Genomic DNA, 1,135 nt, shown 5'->3' on the forward strand with positions numbered 1-1,135 from the left:
ATGCCGATCCGGCCGAAGGCGTCGGCACCGTGCTCGGCCTTGGGCTCGCGATCTGGCTCGTCGCCACCAACGATCTCGGCGCCGTCGCCGACGCCTTCGGCCGGATCGGCATCTTCGGCCTCGCCGGCGTCGTGACGATGCGGGCGGCGATCGTGCTGCTCTGCGCGCTGGCGTGGCAGCGCATCCTCGATCGCCTGTCGCCGGCGGGCTTCGGCGCCTTCGCCACCCTGCGGTTCGTGCGCGAGGGTATCAACGTGCTGCTACCCGTCGCCTCCGTCGGCGGCGACGTGGTCGGCGGCCGGCTGTTGACCTTCTGGGGCGTGGCCGGCCCGCTCGCCGCGGCCTCGATCCTCGCCGACATGCTGTTCCAGGTCGGCACCCAGGCGCTGTTCGCGCTGCTCGGCGCCGGCTTGCTGATGCAGGTCCAGGGCGAGCCGGCGGCCGAACTCGCGAGCTGGGTCTTCAGGGCGCTCGCGGTCGCCGGCCTCGTGCTGGCCGCCTTCTTCGCCTTCCAGCGCACCGGCGCGGCGCGCTTCGTCGAGGCCCGCCTCGGGGCGCTCTCGCGCCGCTTCGTGCGCGAGACCGAACCGGCGCGCAGCGCGGGCGGCAGCGTGCAGGATGCCCTCGACGCGGTCTGGGGGCGCGGCCGGCGCGCACGGCTGCTGCAATCGATCCTGCTGCACGCGCTCGCCTGGACGCTGGGCGCCGCCGAGATCGCGATCGTGCTCGCCTGCATCGGCGTCGAGGGCGTCACGCTCTCCGAGGTGCTGGTGATCGAGGCCCTGAGCCAGGCGATCAAGTCGGCGGCCTTCCCGATCCCGAGCGGGCTCGGCGTGCAGGAAGGCGGGTTCGTGCTCGTCGGCGCCCTGTTCGGGATCGATCCGGGCACCGCCATCGCCCTGTCCCTCGCCAAGCGCGTGCCCGACGTGGTGCTCGGCCTGCCCGCGCTGATCGTGTGGCAGAACCTCGAGGCGCGCCGAGACGCCATGAGCCCGCAAGAGACGCCATGAGCCCGCAAGAGACGCGATGAGCCCGCAAGAGACGCCGTGAACCTGCTCGGGCCGCCGGGAAGGCTTGCACGGTCGCCGAACCCGCCCCAGGGTGCCGGCGCCATGACCCCTGCCCGCCACCACCC

At 73.6% G+C, this 1,135-nt stretch carries 1 protein-coding gene; it reads left to right on the forward strand.

All coding sequences use genetic code 11. The annotated features are described in order from the left end of the window. Nucleotides 1–29 precede the first annotated feature (29 nt). A complete protein-coding gene (locus FV222_RS26870; protein WP_246685696.1) occupies nt 30–1,010 on the forward strand; it encodes a lysylphosphatidylglycerol synthase domain-containing protein in 981 nt (326 codons plus the stop codon). The last annotated feature ends 125 nt before the right edge of the window (nt 1,011–1,135 follow it).

It is taken from the genome of Methylobacterium sp. WL103 (assembly GCF_008039885.1).
GTDB lineage: Bacteria > Pseudomonadota > Alphaproteobacteria > Rhizobiales > Beijerinckiaceae > Methylobacterium > Methylobacterium cerastii.